The sequence below is a fragment of the Mycobacterium noviomagense genome, from assembly GCF_010731635.1.
In the GTDB taxonomy this organism is placed as follows: Bacteria; Actinomycetota; Actinomycetes; order Mycobacteriales; family Mycobacteriaceae; genus Mycobacterium; species Mycobacterium noviomagense.
In genome coordinates this window covers 2,840,810-2,856,606 of sequence record NZ_AP022583.1, presented here as the reverse complement: position 1 = coordinate 2,856,606, position 15,797 = coordinate 2,840,810, and the positions used below count along the sequence as shown (strand labels likewise).

At 67.4% G+C, this 15,797-nt stretch carries 13 protein-coding genes; 8 read left to right on the top strand and 5 right to left on the bottom strand.

Annotated elements, in window-relative coordinates:
- Positions 1–45 precede the first annotated feature (45 nt).
- Together otsB and G6N15_RS13345 are read left to right on the top strand one after the other, a co-directional pair.
- Positions 46–1,227: a trehalose-phosphatase gene (gene otsB / locus G6N15_RS13350; RefSeq protein ID WP_083087840.1), complete on the top strand. Its 1,182-nt coding sequence runs from the start codon at positions 46–48 to the stop codon at positions 1,225–1,227.
- Positions 1,224–2,456, top strand: a complete 1,233-nt coding sequence (locus G6N15_RS13345; protein WP_083087841.1) for a serine hydrolase domain-containing protein — start codon at positions 1,224–1,226, stop codon at positions 2,454–2,456. The genes otsB and G6N15_RS13345 overlap by 4 nt, the downstream gene beginning before the upstream one ends.
- Here the strand turns inward: G6N15_RS13345 and G6N15_RS13340 are convergent, their stop codons facing one another.
- Both G6N15_RS13340 and G6N15_RS13335 read right to left on the bottom strand, forming a co-directional pair.
- On the bottom strand, positions 2,457–2,708 hold the full coding sequence (locus tag G6N15_RS13340; protein WP_083087842.1) for a hypothetical protein: 252 nt from the start codon (positions 2,706–2,708) through the stop codon (positions 2,457–2,459).
- 54 nt (positions 2,709–2,762) lie between these two features.
- Complete coding sequence (locus G6N15_RS13335) at positions 2,763–3,635, bottom strand: MaoC family dehydratase (protein WP_083087886.1); 873 nt, start codon at positions 3,633–3,635, stop codon at positions 2,763–2,765.
- Positions 3,636–3,772: 137 nt separating this feature from the next.
- Here G6N15_RS13335 and G6N15_RS13330 point away from each other — a divergent pair, with 137 nt between their 5' ends.
- The 4 genes from G6N15_RS13330 to G6N15_RS13315 all read left to right on the top strand — a co-directional run bounded on the left by G6N15_RS13330 (position 3,773) and on the right by G6N15_RS13315 (position 8,399).
- Positions 3,773–4,477, top strand: coding sequence for a histidine phosphatase family protein (locus G6N15_RS13330; protein ID WP_083087843.1), 705 nt, complete (start codon positions 3,773–3,775; stop codon positions 4,475–4,477).
- A 75-nt stretch (positions 4,478–4,552) separates the two neighbouring features.
- Entirely contained in the window at positions 4,553–6,577 is a 2,025-nt protein-coding gene (locus G6N15_RS13325; RefSeq protein WP_083087844.1) for an SDR family oxidoreductase, read from the top strand.
- A gap of 104 nt (positions 6,578–6,681) precedes the next feature.
- A complete protein-coding gene (locus tag G6N15_RS13320) occupies positions 6,682–7,353 on the top strand; it encodes a 2OG-Fe dioxygenase family protein (RefSeq protein ID WP_083087887.1) in 672 nt (223 codons plus the stop codon).
- Positions 7,350–8,399 carry a nucleoside hydrolase gene (locus G6N15_RS13315; RefSeq protein WP_083087845.1) on the top strand — a complete coding sequence of 350 codons (1,050 nt, stop codon included), beginning with the start codon at positions 7,350–7,352 and terminating at the stop codon, positions 8,397–8,399. The genes G6N15_RS13320 and G6N15_RS13315 overlap by 4 nt, the downstream gene beginning before the upstream one ends.
- On the opposite strand, the gene G6N15_RS13310 is transcribed toward G6N15_RS13315, so the two are convergent.
- From G6N15_RS13310 to guaA, 3 genes are all read right to left on the bottom strand, one after another.
- Positions 8,390–9,919 (bottom strand): DNA polymerase Y family protein, encoded by a 1,530-nt coding sequence (locus G6N15_RS13310; protein ID WP_083087846.1) that lies wholly within the window; start codon positions 9,917–9,919, stop codon positions 8,390–8,392. The two genes, G6N15_RS13315 and G6N15_RS13310, sit on opposite strands and share 10 nt — an antisense overlap.
- A 40-nt stretch (positions 9,920–9,959) precedes the next feature.
- Complete coding sequence (locus tag G6N15_RS13305; RefSeq protein ID WP_083087847.1) at positions 9,960–10,637, bottom strand: hypothetical protein; 678 nt, start codon at positions 10,635–10,637, stop codon at positions 9,960–9,962.
- Between the two features lie 306 nt (positions 10,638–10,943).
- Positions 10,944–12,503, bottom strand: a complete 1,560-nt coding sequence (gene guaA, locus G6N15_RS13300) for a glutamine-hydrolyzing GMP synthase (protein ID WP_083087848.1) — start codon at positions 12,501–12,503, stop codon at positions 10,944–10,946.
- Positions 12,504–12,604: 101 nt separating this feature from the next.
- Here guaA and G6N15_RS13295 point away from each other — a divergent pair, with 101 nt between their 5' ends.
- Together G6N15_RS13295 and G6N15_RS13290 are read left to right on the top strand one after the other, a co-directional pair.
- Positions 12,605–13,381: a beta-phosphoglucomutase family hydrolase gene (locus G6N15_RS13295; protein ID WP_372506544.1), complete on the top strand. Its 777-nt coding sequence runs from the start codon at positions 12,605–12,607 to the stop codon at positions 13,379–13,381.
- A 9-nt stretch (positions 13,382–13,390) separates the two neighbouring features.
- Entirely contained in the window at positions 13,391–15,796 is a 2,406-nt protein-coding gene (locus G6N15_RS13290) for a glycoside hydrolase family 65 protein (protein ID WP_083087850.1), read from the top strand.
- Position 15,797: the final 1 nt, after the last annotated feature.

Genomic DNA, 15,797 nt, shown 5'->3' with positions numbered 1-15,797 from the left:
CCTGACTAGCGTGGCGAACGAAGCGATCACCGAGGAAGGCTGTCAATGTCGGTCACCATCGACCCGCGTCGCCACGACGCGGTGCTGTTCCACCTCGAGAACTTGGCGGCCGACACCACGCTGACACTGCGACACCAACTGCGCCATGCGCGGGTCGGCACCGGCGACGTGACCGGACAACCGGAGCCCACAACCTTCGTCGATGCTGCCCACCGGCTGCAGGCGCGGCCGGGCCGGTGCGCGGTCGTGACGGCCACCCCCGTAGCTGTAGCAGCCGCCCGGTCTGGCGGATTCGCGCTGGTGATTGGTATCGACGCCGCCGGGGATGGTGAGGAACTGCGCCGCCACGGCGCCGACGCGGTGGTCAAAGGGCTGGGCGAGGTCAGCGTGCGCACCGGCGATCGGCGGATGTCGGAGCTTCCGGACGGGCTGCAGGCTCTGGACACTGTGGCGGCGCGACGTCCGGCGGTGTTCTTCGACTTCGACGGAACCCTTTCGGACATCGTCGACGACCCCGGCGCCGCGCAGCTAACTGATGATGCGGCCGAGGCGCTGAGATCGTTGACCGCGCAGTGTCCGGTAGCGGTGCTGTCCGGACGGGATCTCGCCGACGTGCGGCAGCGGATCGGTGTGCCGGGAATCTGGTATGCGGGCAGCCACGGTTTCGAGATGACCGGTCCCGACGGCGCACATCACCAAAACGAGGAGGCCGCCGCTGCCATCCCGGTGCTCGAGCATGCGGCCCGCGACCTTGGTGAACAGCTCAGCCAGGTCGCCGGTGTTGCAGTGGAACACAAGCGGTTCGGTGTTGCCGTGCACTACCGAAACGCGGCGCGCGATCGGGTCGGTGAGGTGATGGCCGCGGTGCGGGCCGCCGGTCAGCGCAGCACACTTCGGGTGACGACCGGGCGTGAGGTGATCGAGCTGCGGCCAAACGTGGACTGGGACAAGGGCAAGACGCTGCGCTGGGTGCTAGATCATGTCAGCGATGCCGAGTCCGCGCCACTGACGCCTGTCTATCTGGGCGACGACATCACCGACGAGGACGCATTCGACGCGGTGCGCGACGACGGCGTCGCAATCGTGGTGCGCCACACCGAGGATGGTGACCGCGCCACCGCCGCACAGTATGCACTGGACAGTCCGCAGCGGGTAGTGGTGTTCACCGAGCGGCTGGCACGCGACATCAGCGCGAACAACGAAAGGTTGGGTCAAGATCAGCTATGACGATCTGCCGGCGCCTGGGGTCTGTGGTGTCCATCCTTGCCGTGCTCGCGCTCGCCTGCTCGCCTAAGGGCAACCCCCCTGCCCCCGGGTGGTGGGGCGCTTCCCCTGATCCCGCCAAGGCCCAAGCGGTGATGATGATCGTCCGCGACACGATGTCGCAGGCGCACCTGAAGGCAGCGATCGTCCGAGTCACCGTAGACGGCAAGGAGATCGTCACCCAAGCGCTCGGCGAGTCCATGACCGGCGTGCCGGCCATGCCGAGCATGTTCTTCCGAAACGGCGCAGTGGCGATCTCCTACATCGCCACCCTGCTGCTCAAACTCGTCGACGAAAAGAAGCTGAGCCTGGACGACAAACTGTCCAAGTGGCTTCCCCAGATTCCCAACGCCGATCGGGTGACGTTGGGCCAACTTGCGCACATGACCTCCGGCTACCACGACTACGTGCTGGGAAACAGGGAGTTCAACGCGGCCCTGGCCGCCGACCCCTTCCGGCAATGGACGCCCGAAGAATTGGTCGGCTACGCCGTCAACAAGCCGTTGCTGTACGAGCCCGGGACCAACTGGAACTACGCCCACACCAACTACGTGCTGCTGGGCTTGGCGCTGGAAAAAGCCACCGGCCAGCAGCTGCCGAAGCTGTTGCACGACAAGGTGCTCGGCCCCCTCGCCTTGATCAACACCGCCAATTCATTCACCCCGGACATCCCGGTGCCCACCTTGCACGCGTTCAGCTCCGAACGTCGCAAAGCGCTCGCAATACCTTCCGGCACATCGTTTTACGAAGACTCCACCTACTGGAATCCCTCGTGGACAATGACCCGGGGCGCGGTTCAGACCACCAACATCTATGATCTGGAAGCCACCGCGGTCGGCGTCGGGTCGGGCAAGCTCCTTTCGCCGCAGTCGTATAAGGCGATGGTGTCCACGGACCTGCGTGGGCACACCACTGTGCCGCCGGGCTGCAGCACCTGCCGGGTGCAAGACAACGTTTACACCTACGGGCTCGGGATCGTGATCTCCGGGAATTGGCTGCTGCAAAATTCGATGCTCGCCGGACAGTCCGCGGTCGAGGGCTATCTGTCGTCGCAAAAGATCGCGATCGCAGTCGCAGTCACCTACCGTCCGGAGGCGTTCGACGACCAGGGCAACTACCGCAACGAGGCCGAGACGCTGTTCCGAAAGCTCGGCGCAGAGATGGCGCCGAACGACGCGCCGCCCGCGCGTTAGTCAGCTCTCCTTGTCTTTGTCCTCGTCTTTGCCCTTGTCTTCGTCTTCGTCGCTGTCTTTGTCCTCGTCTTTGTCTTCGTCTCGGTCCTTGGCGGGGACCAACTCAAGGGTGGCCCAGTGGCTCGGGGAGACGAAAACCGTCCACTTTCCTTCCTCACGTCCCATCTTGAGCACACCGGCTTCGACTTCCCACTTGGTGTTGTCGTCGTAGTCGGTCTCTTGTCCATCGCTGTAGGTGAGTTTGAACGCCATGATCCGCAGCCTGCCATGACGGTCCGCCGCAGGGGTGCGGAGCGGAAAAATTCGTTACTCCGCCAGGTATTCCACCGCGCCGTCGTCGAGCACTATCCGAGCGTCACTGCCGTCGGCGCCAGAAGCCTCGGTGCGGTACACCGCCTTGCCGGGTTCGGTGCGCCAGATCAAGGTGGTCAGGGTTTCGCCGGGAAATACCGGAGAGGTGAATCGGGCGGCGATAGCGGTGATCTTGGCGGCGTCGCCCTTGCCCAACTCCGCGACCAGGGCCCGGCCCGACACCCCGTAGGTGCACAGTCCGTGCATGATCGGCTTGGGAAACCCGGCCATCTCCCTGGCGAACCATGGGTCGCTGTGTAACGGGTTGCGGTCGCCGGAGAGCCGGTAGATCAGCGGCAGGTCCTCTCGGGTCGGCAAGGGGATTCGCGCGTCGGGCTCGCGGTCGGGAAATTCCGGCGCGGCCGGGCGCTGACCCGGCTCTCCCCCGAAGCCACCGGCTCCGCGGATGACAAGCGTGGTGAGCGTTTCAGCGACCAGCGTCTGTGAATCGGGATCGGTGCCCCGGCCGCGCAGCACCACGATCGCGTTTTTACCCTCGCCCTTGTCTTGGATGTCGGCCACTTCGGAAACCACGGACAATTTCCCCGCGGGTGGCAGCGGCGCGTGCAGCCGGATGGCCTGAGAGCCATGCAAGAGCATGGCCCAGTTGAACGTTCCGATCTTCGCCGCGGCACCGAAAGCGGGACAGCAGATCACCGCGTAGGTGGGCAGCACCTGCTGGGTGACGCCATGGCTGTTTTCCGTGGTGAAGGACAGATCATCGGTCCCGGCGCCGACACCGAGCGCGTAGAGCATGGTGTCGCGGTCGGTCCACTCGAACAGCATCGGCTCCGTCACCGCGCCGATGGCATTCGGGTCGATCGCCATGCGGGTCTCCTCTCGCTTGTGGGCGTCGCCCATCGCACGCCCCTGATCAAGGCCTCGTTGGTGTACCACGCCCATTTAGACACACCAACCGCACCAAACCCACCACATCGAGGCAGCCGGCAAGGCAGGCTATCGCCATGCCCAACCGCATCCGTACCGTCATCTGGAAGGCGGCGGCCGTACTGGCTGCGACCGTGGCCGTCGGCGCCTGTGGTAGTACACCGCAGCCGCGCACCATCACCCTGACCTTCGTCCGGCACGCTCAGTCCCAAAGCAACGCCGACAACATCATCAACACCGAGGTGCCCGGACCCGGCCTTACCCACGACGGCGAGGCGCAGGCTCAACAGATCGCCCACCAACTCGGCCGCAACGGGTACGACGGCATCTACGCCTCCACCATGGTCCGAACACAACAAACCGCTGCGCCGCTGGCCGACGAGCTCGGCAAGCACGTGCAGATCCTGCCCGGGCTGCGGGAGATCAGCGCCGGCTGGTTTGACGGCAAGCCGCAGTCAATGGCCAACTCGACGTACATGCTGGCGCCGAAGGACTGGCTGAAGGGCGATCGCAAAGACGGCATCCCCGGCTCGATCGACGGCAACCGATTCAACGATGAATTCACCGGGGCCGTGCAGAAGATCTATGACAGCGGCAACAGCAAGCCGGTCGCGTTCTCGCACGGCAACGCGATCATGGTGTGGACGCTGATGAACGTGAAAAACGGGCGAGACGACCTGCTGACCAACCATCCGCTGCCGAACATCGGCAAGGTCGTGATCACCGGCAGCCCATCCTCCGGCTGGACGCTGGTGGACTGGGACGGCATCCGCCAGTTCTAGTAGGCCAGCGCGGGCGAGGGCCGATCGCGTCACACGTTGTTGACGGCTCGTCGGCGAGCGGTCACGATGGCTTCCATGCGCTATGTCGTTACCGGCGGTACCGGGTTTATCGGGCGCCGGGTGGTGTCCCGGCTGCTGGCCACCCGAGCGGACGCCGAGGTATGGGTGTTGGTGCGCCGCCAGTCACTGAGCCGCTTCGAGCAGCTCGCCACCGAGTGGGGTGAGCGGGCCAAACCGCTCGTCGGCGACATCGCCGCGGCGGACCTCGATCTAACGGAACAGGCCATCGCCGAGCTGGGCGACGTCGACCATGTAGTGCACTGCGCGGCCATCTACGACATCACCGCTGGGGAGCCGGAGCAGCGGGCCGCCAACGTCGAGGGGACCCGCTCGGTGATCGAGTTAGCGCGCCGGCTCGATGCCACCTTGCATCACGTGTCGTCGATCGCGGTGGCCGGCGACTTCCGCGGCGAGTACACCGAAGCGGATTTCGACGTGGGTCAGCGGCTGCCGACGCCGTATCACCAGACGAAGTTCGAGGCCGAGCTGCTGGTGCGCTCGACGGCGGACCTGCGTTACCGCGTGTACCGTCCGGCGGTCGTGGTCGGTGATTCGCGCACCGGCGAGATGGACAAGGTCGACGGGCCGTACTACTTCTTCCCGGTACTGGCCAAGCTTGCTGCGTTGCCCCGGTTTACGCCGATCATGCTGCCGGACACCGGGCGCACCAACATCGTCCCTGTCGACTACGTGGTCGACGCGCTGGTTGCATTGATGCACGCCGAGGGTCGCGACGGGCAGACGTTCCACCTGACCGCACCGAAAACCATTGGGCTGCGCGGGATTTACCGCAGCGTCGCCGAGGCGGCCGGATTGCCGCCGCTGCGCGGGTCGCTGCCGCGCTCTGTCGCGACGTCGGTGCTCAAGGTGCGCGGCCGCGCCAAGGCGGTCCGCAACATGGCGGCCGCCCAACTGGGCATCCCCGGCGAGGTGCTCGACGTCGTGGACCTGAGACCCACGTTCATCTCCGACGAGACGCGAAAGGCCTTGCATGGCAGTGGGGTCGAACTACCCGAGTTTGCCTGCTACGCGCCCAGGCTTTGGCGGTACTGGGCCGAGCACCTCGACCCCGACCGGGCCCGTCGTGGCGACCCCGCCGGGCCGCTGGTCGGGCGGCACGTCATCATCACCGGTGCGTCCAGCGGCATCGGGCGCGCCTCGGCGATCGCGGTGGCCGCGCGGGGGGCGACGGTGTTCGCGCTGGCCCGCAATGCCGAAGCGCTCGACGAGCTGGTCGCCGAGATCCGCGCGGCCGGCGGGCAGGCGTATGCCTTCACCTGCGACGTCACCGACTCGTCATCGGTCGAGCACACCGTCAAGGACATCCTCGGCCGGTTCGATCACGTCGACTATTTGGTCAACAACGCCGGCCGGTCGATCCGCCGCTCGGTGGTCAACTCCACCGACCGGCTGCACGACTACGAGCGGATGATGGCGGTCAACTACTTCGGCGCCGTGCGGATGGTGCTGGCGCTGCTGCCGCACTGGCGGGAGCGCCGATTCGGCCATGTCGTCAACGTCTCGAGCGGCGGTGTGCAGGCCCGCAATCCCAAGTACAGCGCCTACCTGCCGACCAAGGCCGCGCTCGACGCGTTCGCCGAGGTGGTCGCCGCCGAGACGCTGTCGGACCACATCACGTTCACCAACATCCACATGCCGCTGGTGGCCACGCCGATGATCGCGCCGTCGCGGCGGCTCAACCCGGTGCCACCGATCAGCGTCGAGCATGCGGCGGCGATGGTGGTGCGCGCGCTGATCGAGAAGCCGGTGCGCATCGACACCCCGCTGGGCACGCTTTCGGAGGCCGGCCACTACTTCACGCCCAAGCTGTCGCGGCGGATCATGCATCAGATTTACCTCGGCTACCCGGATTCCGCTGCGGCGCTTGGGCTGGCGCCGCCGGAACCTGTTGCTGTTCGGCCATCGTCGCGGCGCAGGCCCAAGCGGCCGGTCCGCGCCGTCACCCGCATGCGGGCACTAAGGCCGGTCACAAGGCCGGTCAGACGGGCGGTGCGGTTGGTGCCGGGCGTGCACTGGTAACCCGCCAGGGTTTAGTTGGATCAGCTGGCAGGTACACCCGCGGCGTGGGTGATGATCCGATCGCAGCCGCCACCCGGGCGCTCACGTCGACGGGCGCGTACGTGATGCCGCCGTCGGATCTGACGAGCATCCTGGGCGTGGACGACGACGTATGGTCCCGGTTTTCCGCATATTGGGAGGACTTGGCACCGGACCGTTACGCGGCCGAATTGGGCCTGCGGCGGCTGCGCCGCTACGGCCGCTACAGGTTCACCGACGGGGTGGCGACGCCGATGTCCAACGGTGCGTTCGTGCAGCCGCAGGACTCGAATCCGCTTTACATCGACCGGGATCGCCACTTCGAGCCGCTGACCGACGCGTTCATGTCCGATCCGCTGGTTAGCCGGTTGCTGCGGCTGCTGGGCCGATTCGCGACGGCCCTCGACGACGCCGCGGAATGGGTCGCCAAAGTCCATCCGTTCCGGGTTCTGGCCTCCGCGGACGGCGAAGGGCAACCGACACCCGAAGGCTTACACCGCGACGGTGTCACGCTGGTCACCTCGCTTTTGGTCAGGCGGCATAATGCCGTTGGCGGCCAAAGCGCGGTGTTCGACTTCGCCGGTCAACCGCTGCTGGCGGCGACGCTCGCCGAGCCCGGGACGCTGCAGCTCGGCGACGACCGTCGCACCGTGCACGGTGTCTCGCCGATCCGGCCAGTGGACGTCGCCGAGCCGGCGCTGCGCGACGTCCTGGTGATCACGTTCGCTCCCGAGCCACCGGTATCGTCACCGAGGTGAACGCAGCCGCACCGGTTTTGGCCGACGTCGACACCGGCGTCGACGACGCCATCGCGCTGGTCTACCTGCTGGCCAGCCCGGCCACCGAACTGGTCGGCATCGCCTCGACTGGCGGAAACGTTGGCGTAGAGCAGGTTTGCGTCAACAACCTCGGTTTGCTGGAGCTGTGCGGCGTGAGCGAGATACCGGTGTCCAAGGGGGCCACGCAACCGCTGAGCTGCCCGATGTGCCCTCCAGGAAAGTCTCACGGGCCCAACGGTTTAGGGTATGCTGAGCTGCCGGCGAGCGATCGCCGGCTCACCGACCACGACGCCGCTACTGCCTGGGTCCGGGCGGCACACGCCCATCCCGGAGAGCTGATCGGCGTGGCCACCGGGCCGCTGACCAACCTGGCGCTGGCTTTGCGCGCCGAGCCGGCGTTGCCGACGCTGTTGCGTCGGCTGGTGATCATGGGTGGCGCCTACGACTACCGCGGCAACACCAATCCGGTGGCCGAGTGGAATATCAAGGTGGACCCCGAGGCGGCGGCCGAGGTCTTTGCCAGCTGGAACGTTGAGCCCCAACGGCTTCCGATCCTGTGCGGATTGGACTTGACCCGGCACATCGCGATGACACCGGAGATTCTTGCCCGGCTGGCGGCTGCCGCGGGCTCCTCGACGACGATGGTGATGAGCGCAGACGACGAACGCGGCAGCCGCTCGTCGGCCTCCAATCCGCTGATCCGGGTGATCGAAGACGCGATGCGGTTCTACTTCGAGGCCCACCTCGACTACGGCCACGGCTATCTGGCGCACCTGCACGATCCGCTGGCCGCCGCGGTCGCGCTGGACCCCGACCTGATACAGACGCAGCCGGCCACAGTGGACGTCGAGCTGACCGGGACATTGACCCGCGGCATGACGGTAACCGACTGGTCGGGCAGCTGGGGCCGAAAGCCCAACGCGCTCATCGGCGTCAGCGTGGACCCGGCGGCATTCTTCGACCGGTTCATCGACCGGGTTGGCCCGTTCGCGCGGCGGATCGGCGCTAAGCCTGCTTACTCGTAGATTCCCTCCAGGTACCACCGCCTTTGCCGGTAGCACAGCAGCAGCGCACGCTCGCTCTCCAGCAGTACCTGGGCGCGGGCGGTGCGCCCCCTGGCCTGCTCGGGATCCCACCACCGCTCGTCGACGGGCCAGGGCCCTGCCCACCACTGCAACCTGTCGTCACGACCGTGCGCGGTCAGCCGCGCCGGATCTGAAGAGAACACGCCCCGGCTGGTCACCCGTATCGGATTGCCTTGAGCATCAGCCAATTCCACCGGATCGTCGAGCAACACCGTGGGCGACGGCTCGGGCAGCTGACCGGGCCACGGCCGGTGCGGATCGGCGCGGGGCACCGGCTCGTCGCCCAGCGGCGTCAGCGTGATGCGTTCGGCTGGCCCGCGACCACCGGACAGCACCGGCACCTGCACCGCCTCCGGGCCGAGCAGCCCCTGCACCCGCACCAGCGCCCGGCGCGCTCGCAGCCGGTCCTCCTCACCGAGACCGCCCCAGAGCGGCAACTGCAGCGCCCCCGCCGACACCACCTCCACCGGCTGCAGCCGCAGCAGCGTCACCGGGGCGGTAGGCCGCTGCGCGGCGGTCCGATTGTTCAGCCAGCCGTCCAGCTGCCAGCGCACCCGGTCGGCGGTGGCATCTTCAGTCAGCGGCTCAGCGCAGCGCCACACACGTTGCAGCTCTTCGCCGTTGGCGGTGACGGCGTGAATGGCCAGCCGGGTGCATCCCACCCCGGCGGCCATTAACGTCTGGTGCAACGTGGCCGCCAGTGAACGCCCGGCGAAGGCCGCGGCGTCGACCCGGTCGATCGGCGGATCGCAGTGCAGCACGGCGTCGAGCTCCGGCGGCGGCTCACGCCCGGATGGCGCGCGCTCCGGCTCGCCGCGGGCGAACCGGTGCGCGGCCAGCGCGTCGGCGCCGAACCGGGAAACCACATCGGTGCGCGACAGTGCGGCGAACTGCCCGATAGTGCGAATTCCCATCCGCCACAACAGGTCCACGAGGTCTTCCCTTCCGGGACCGGACAGGCTGGGCTCGGTGGCCAGTTGGCGGATCGACAACGCTGACAAAAACCGCGCGTCTTCTCCCGGCTCCACGATCCTTCCCGCTCGCGCGGCGAAGACCGCGGTGGACAACTGGTCGGCGATGCCGACCTGACATTCGACGCCGGCCGCGGCCACCGCATCGATCAGCCGCTCGGCCGCCTGCTGCTCGGAGCCGAAATAGCGGGCCGCCCCGCGCACCGGTAAAACCACCAGTCCGGGCCGTAGCACCTCGGCGCGGGGCACCAGATCGTCCACCGCCGCGATCACCTTCTCGAATAAGCGGGCGTCGCGGTCGCAGTCCGCAGCGACGACATGCAGTTGCGGGCAGCGGGCTGCCGCCTCCCGCCGCCGCAGGCTGCGCACCACTCCCGCCGACCGGGCCGCAGACGAGCAGGCAATCACCCGATTGGCGAGGGTGACCGCGACTGGGGCCGTCGCGGGCAGGCCCGCGGCCCCCGCCGCAGCGACCGCAGGCCAGTCCATGCACCAAATCGCCAGTACCCGGGCGGACACCGAACCCGCCTCACCCGGTACGCGCCTTGAACGCGCGTCCCTGCGTGCGGACCTCGAGCCGAACCTTACTGATCCGCCCGAACCCGGGAGTGGCTGTGCCACAAGTGGTTTCGTAACCGCAGACCCGGGCGTCCAGACGCATCGACGCCCCATGCCAGTCGCCGTCGGTGACCAGCAGGGTGCAGCCTTTCTGGCGGGCGCGGGCCGTCACCGCCCGCGCCCGGGTCAACGACACAAAGCGCCCGCCCATACCGAGGACAACCAGGTCCATCCCGTCCATCAGCACTGCGGCGACCTCCACCGGATCGGTTCCGGGATCCGGGATCACCGCGAGCCGGCTCAGGTCCGCACCCATCTCCACAGCGGCCAGCAGCCCGATGTCCGGCTGACCGACGATGGCCGCGTTCCCACCGCCGGCCGTCACGGCGGCCACCATGTTCAGCAGCAGCGACCGGGCTCCCGAGACCACCGCCACCGTTCCGCGCGGCAACGCGGCAGGCAGCGTCTCGGCCAGCAGCTGCGGGACCGGCAGCGCGGTTTCCGACTCCGGTAGCAGCTCATCGGAATGGGCGTATCCACGTCGCCCGGCGCCAACTTTCCCGGACACCTCCGCGATCTGCCGGCGCAGCAGTTTCAGCTTCTCAACGCGGTCACCGTGCCGCTGGTCGAGGGCAAGAGCGCTCGTCATGATCTGCCCTCCTGGGCACGGTCGAACGGTCAACTGTGTTCGAATATATGTTCGATACAGTCGAGTAAACACCTCCCCCCCGACAAGGTCAAGCGGGCTCTGAGCAGATCCTCACGACATCGTTTTCGATTGCCCCACATGCCTCTTCGGCCTCGAAGATCACATCCGTCACTCGCGGGAGGCAATACCCGTTGTGCCCGCCTTTGAGCGATTAGGTCATCTAAGAATCGCTCGAAGGCGGGCACAACGCACACCCCCACCCCTGCCGAGACTGGTGTGACGGCTGCCGCCTCGCCGCCGAGCCTGCTACTCCCACTCGATCGTGCCGGGCGGCTTACTGGTGAGGTCCAGCACGACGCGGTTGACCTCGGCCACCTCGTTGGTGATCCGGGTCGAGATGCGCTCCAGCACGTCGTAGGGCACCCGGGTCCAGTCGGCAGTCATGGCGTCCTCACTCGACACCGGCCGCAGCACGATCGGATGCCCGTAGGTGCGGCCATCGCCCTGCACCCCGACCGAGCGGATGTCGGCCAGCAGTACCACCGGGCACTGCCAGATCTGGCTGTCCAGACCCGCCGTAGAGAGCTCCTCGCGCGCGATCGCGTCCGCGCGCCGCAGCGTGTCCAGCCGCGCCGCAGTGACTTCCCCGACGATCCGGATCGCCAACCCTGGTCCCGGAAACGGTTGGCGCGCAACGATTTCCTCTGGCAGACCTAACTCCCGACCGACTGCGCGCACCTCGTCTTTGAACAACAGCCGCAGTGGTTCGACCAGTTTAAACTTCAAGTCGCCGGGCAGCCCGCCGACGTTGTGATGGCTCTTGATGTTGGCGGTGCCACTGCCTCCCCCGGACTCGACCACATCGGGATACAGCGTGCCCTGCACCAAGAACTCGACTTCGGCCCCGCTACCGCACACCACGTCACGCACCGCGCCTTCGAAGGCCCGGATGAACTGCCGGCCGATGATCTTGCGCTTGCCCTCCGGGTTGGTCACTCCGGTCAGCGCGTCGAGGAATGTCGCCGCCGCGTCGACCGTGACCAGGTTGGCGCCGGTGGCGGCGACGAAATCGCGCTGCACCTGCGCGCGTTCACCCGCGCGCAGCAGCCCGTGGTCGACGAACACACAGGTCAACCGGTCACCAATGGCGCGCTGCACCAGCGCCGCCGCCACCGCCGAATCCACTCCACCGGACAGCCCGCAGATCGCGTACCCGTCGCCGATCTGCGCCCGCACCTGCTCGACGAGCGTTTCGGCGATATTGGCGGGCGTCCACTCCACACCGATGCCGGCGAACTCGTGCAGAAACCGGCTGAGCACCTGCTGCCCGTGCGGCGTGTGCATCACCTCCGGGTGGTACTGCACGCCTGCCAGGCGTCGGGCGCGGTTTTCGAATGCGGCCACCGGGGAGCCCGCGCTGGTGGCCACCACGTCGAAACCATCCGGCGCGGCGGTGACGGCGTCGCCGTGACTCATCCACACCGGCTGCGTCTCGGGCAGGTCGGCATGCAGATCGCCGCCGGTGACCGTCAATTCGGTGCGTCCGTACTCGCTGGTGCCGGTGCGCGCGACAGTGCCACCGAGAGTCTGCGCCATGGCCTGGAATCCGTAGCAGATGCCGAACACCGGGACGTCGAGATTGAACAGCGCCGGGTCGAGCTGCGGGGCGCCGTCCGCGTAGACGCTGGCCGGCCCGCCGGACAGCACGATCGCCTGAGGGTCGCGCGCCTTGATTTCTTCCACCGCGGCGGTGTGCGGGATCACCTCCGAGAACACCCGCGCTTCGCGCACCCGTCGGGCGATCAACTGGGCGTACTGCGCACCGAAGTCGACCACCAACACCGGCCGGGGTGATGCTGATTCCACCGGCTCAGTCTATGGGCGCCGCGACAACCAGCCGAGCCACTAAGCGGCGACTTGGTGTCGCGCGCGTGAAATCGCCGCCCAGGGATGCGTGGCATGGTGAAGTGGTATCGCCGCAACTGCGTCAGCCGGAAGTGAGGTTGCCTGTGCTGGGTTTACCGGAATCGGTGCACGCCTGTCTGTTCGACCTCGACGGTGTGCTCACCGACACCGCGAGCGTGCACACCAAGGCGTGGAAGACCATGTTCGACGCCTACCTACGCGAGCGTGCCGAGCGCACCGGCGAAAAGTTCGTGCCGTTCGACCCCGTCTCGGACTACCGGGAATACGTGGACGGCAAGAAACGCGAAGACGGGGTCCGGTCCTTTCTGTCCAGCCGCGGTATCGAGCTGCCCGAGGGAGAACCCGACGATCCCCCTGACGCCGAGACAGTGCACGGCCTGGGCAACCGCAAAAACGACGCCTTCCAAAAGACGCTTCACGACGACGGTGTCGAAGTGTTCGACGGGTCGCGACGCTATCTGGAGGCGGTCACCGACGCGGGACTGAAGGTGGCAGTGGTCTCCTCCAGCGCCAACACTCGCGACGTTCTCGAGGTCACCGGCCTCGACCGGTTCGTCCAGCAGCGAGTGGACGGCGTGACGCTGCGCGAAGAGCACCTGCCCGGGAAGCCGGCCCCGGACTCGTTCCTGCGCGCGGCCGAACTGCTCGGCGTCGAACCCAGCGCGGCAGCGGTGTTCGAGGATGCCCTCTCCGGCGTGGCTGCGGGCCGCGCCGGGCACTTCGGTTTCGTGGTCGGCGTCGACCGGCTCGGCCAAGCCGAGGACTTGCGCCGCAACGGCGCCGACGTCGTCGTCACCGACCTGGCCGACCTGCTGTAGGGCGCGGTCATGATCACTGAAGAAGCCTTTCCCGTCGAACCCTGGCAGGTGCGCGAAACCCGGTTGGACTTCAACCTGTTGGCGCAGTCGGAATCGCTGTTTTCCTTGTCCAACGGACACATCGGAATACGCGGCAACCTCGACGAAGGTGAGCCGCATGGCATTCCGGGCACCTATCTGAACTCGTTCTACGAAGTGCGGCCGCTGCCCTACGCCGAGGCGGGATACGGGTTCCCCGAAGCCGGCCAGACCATTGTCGACGTCACCAACGGCAAGATCATCCGGCTGCTGGTCGACGACGAGCCTTTCGACGTCCGCTATGGCGAATTGATCGACCACGAGCGAACTCTCGACCTACGGGCGGGAACACTGACCCGCCGCGCGCACTGGCGCTCGCCGGCGGGCAAGCAGGTGAAGGTGGTGTCGACCCGGCTGGTGTCGCTGACCCAGCGCAGCGTCGTAGCTATCGAGTACGTGGTCGAGGCCATCGACGAATTCTGCCGCGTCACATTGCAATCCGAACTGGTCGCCAACGAGGACCTGCCGGAGAGTTCGAGCGATCCGCGGGTGGCTGCGGTGTTGGACAATCCACTCGAGGCGGTCGAGCAGGACTGCTCCGAACAGCGGGCCATGCTGATGCATCGCACCCGGGCCAGCGGGTTGATGATGGCCGCGGCGATGGACCACGAGATCGAGGTCCCCGGCCGGGTCGAGTTCGACACCGACACACGTCCGGATTTGGCGCGCACCACCGTGATCTGCGGGCTGCGCCCCGGCCAGAAGTTGCGCATCGTCAAGTACCTGGCCTACGGGTGGTCGAGTCTGCGGTCACGTCCCGCGCTGCGCGACCAGGCGGTGGCGGCGTTGACCGGCGCACGTTACAGCGGATGGCAGGGCCTGCTGGACGCCCAGCGCGACTACCTCGACGGCTTCTGGGACAGCGCGGACGTCGAGGTCGAGGGCGACCCCGTCGTCCAGCAGGCGGTGCGGTTCGGGCTGTTCCACATCCTGCAAGCCAGCGCCCGGGCGGAAGTCCGGGCCATCCCGGGCAAGGGTCTGACCGGCAGCGGCTATGACGGCCACGCCTTTTGGGACACCGAGGGATTCGTGCTCCCCGTGCTCACCTATACCGCGCCGCACGCGGCAGCCGATGCGCTGCGGTGGCGAGCCGCGACACTGGACCTCGCCAAGGATCGCGCGGCCGAACTCGGCCTGGAAGGCGCAGCGTTCCCGTGGCGGACCATCCGGGGCCAGGAATGCTCGGGCTACTGGCCGGCCGGCACCGCCGCGTTTCACGTCAACGCCGATATCGCAATGGCATTCGAGCGCTACCGCATCGTCACCGGCGACCACGGGCTGGAAGAAGACTGCGGGCTGGAGGTCCTTATCGAGACCGCCCGGCTGTGGCGCTCGCTCGGACACCACGACCGGCACGGCGTGTGGCACGTCGACGGTGTCACCGGCCCCGACGAATACACCGCGGTCATGCGCGACAACGTGTTCACGAATTTGATGGCGGCACACAACCTGCGCGTCGCGGCTGAAGCATGCACCCGCCACCCCGAAAAAGCACGCGCCTTGGGGGTCAGTACCGAGGAGACCGCCACCTGGCGTGATGCGGCCAACGCCGCGCACATTCCCTACGACGAGGAGCTGGGCGTACACCAGCAGTGCGAGGGCTTTACCACGTTCGCCGAGTGGGACTTCGACAAGAACACCACGTATCCGTTGTTGTTGCACGAGCCCTACGTGCGCCTCTACCCGGCACAGGTGATCAAGCAGGCCGACCTGGTGCTCGCGATGCAGTGGCAAAGCCACGCGTTCACACCCGAACAGAAGGCCCGCAACGTCGACTACTACGAACGGCGCACAGTGCGCGACTCGTCGCTGTCGGCCTGCACGCAGGCGGTGATGTGCGCCGAAGTCGGGCACATGGAGCTGGCCCATGACTATGCCTATGAGGCGGCGCTGATCGACCTGCGCGACCTGCACCACAACACCCGCGACGGGCTGCACATGGCGTCGTTGGCCGGCGCCTGGACCGCGCTGGTCGCCGGGTTCGGCGGACTGCGTGACGACGAAGCGATCTTGTCACTCGACCCGCAGCTGCCTGATGCGATGGCGTGCCTGCGGTTCCGGTTGCGCTGGCAAGGCTGCCGGCTGACCGTGTGCGCCACCCACGACGACGTCACCTACACCTTGCGCGACGGGCCGGACGGCAAGCTGACGATCCGCCATGCCGGCGAAGAGCTCGAGCTCACCACCGAAGAGCCGACGACCGTCCCGGTGCGGGTCCGAGAACCGCTGCTGCCGCCGCCGCAGCAGCCGCCGGGCCGGGAACCGGTACACCGGCGCACCGTGGCGTCACGCCGACTGGCGATGCAGACAGGGCCGTCGCGAGCGGCTGAAGCCTGAC